Consider the following 1,185-nt stretch of genomic DNA (forward strand, 5'->3'; position numbering starts at 1 on the left):
CCAGTCAGGTTGCCCCCAGCCGCGCCGCCCAAGCACCCGCTCCGGCCCGCCCGACGCCTGCGCCCCCTGTTGCTTCCTCCGCTGCACCAGCCGCACCCCGCACCCCGTCAACGGCAGCGACTCCGGTCACAGCTTCCGCTTCGATTCCGGTGGGGGGCCGACTCGGTGAGCTGCTGACCCTGGTCAACCAGACCCGGCAGCGCGGCTACAACTGCGGCGGCATCGCCAAACCGCCCGTGCCCCCTCTGGCCTACGACTCGCGGCTGGCCCTGGCGGCGCAGCTTCATGTCAACGCCATGACGCTGCAGGGCTTCACCGACCACGTCAACCCCGTCACCAAGAGCACGCCACAGACCCGCGCCGCCGCCGAGGGCTGGGGGGGCGAGGTGGCCGAGAACCTCTACACGGGGGGCCAGACCGCGCAGGAAACCCTCGACTGGTGGCTGCGCAGCTCGGTTCACTGCGCCAACCTGATGAACGCCTACTGGACGCACTTCGGCGCGGGGATTGCCCTGAGCGACAAGTCCGGCGACGGCCCCTACTGGGTCATCGACTTCGGGCGGGCCAAGAATTGAGCACGTCGGAGCCTGATTTTCGGGCGCTGGGATAACCTCTTCTCAATCCGCCCTACACCGCGCACCCACGAAAAAAGAGCAGAATAAGGGGCAGTTCACTTCAGGAGGAACCTCTATGGGCGAAGGCAGACCCCGAACCACCGTCAGCACCCCGGCCACCAGCGAAACCACGACGGGGAGCGCCACCGAAACGCACGGGGCCAACACCAACCTCGACCCCAACATGCAGGGCGGCCCGACCACCGCCGCCGACCGCGCCGTGACCGAAGAAGTCACCGACCAGAACGCCGAATCCGGTCTTCCGGTCGCTGGCCCGACAGCGCAGGACTAGGCACGCAGGGATGGAGCTTGGCTAAAGCTTGAGCCGCACATCCGATTTTCTTTCTGGACGTAGAGTAGAGGGCAGGAGGTTTTTTCAAATGACCAAAAACGATGTGATGGCTGGAATGGACCAAGAACGCGTCATCAGCGGCGCGGCAGGTGGCGCCCTGGTGCTGATGGGCCTCAAGACCCGTGGCCTGATGGGCCTGCTGCTGACGGCGGCGGGCGGCTACCTCGCCTACAAGGCCGCCACCGGCAAAGACCCCGTGATGGAAGCCGCTGGCCTGTC

General features: G+C 66.6%; 2 protein-coding genes and 1 pseudogene. All 3 read left to right on the forward strand.

Annotation, left to right across the window (positions count from 1 at the left end; translation table 11 throughout):
- The coding region (locus tag Q4C89_RS02740; protein ID WP_303101073.1) for a CAP domain-containing protein at nt 1-575 on the forward strand (575 nt) is incomplete at its 5' end.
- A 115-nt stretch (nt 576-690) separates the two neighbouring features.
- Nucleotides 691-906 carry a hypothetical protein gene (locus Q4C89_RS02745; RefSeq protein ID WP_303101074.1) on the forward strand — a complete coding sequence of 72 codons (216 nt, stop codon included), beginning with the start codon at nt 691-693 and terminating at the stop codon, nt 904-906.
- Nucleotides 907-994: 88 nt separating this feature from the next.
- A pseudogene (locus Q4C89_RS02750) lies at nt 995-1,185 on the forward strand (cyclase); the annotation flags it as partial.

This window comes from Deinococcus sp., assembly GCF_030523985.1.
Taxonomy (GTDB): domain Bacteria; phylum Deinococcota; class Deinococci; order Deinococcales; family Deinococcaceae; genus Deinococcus.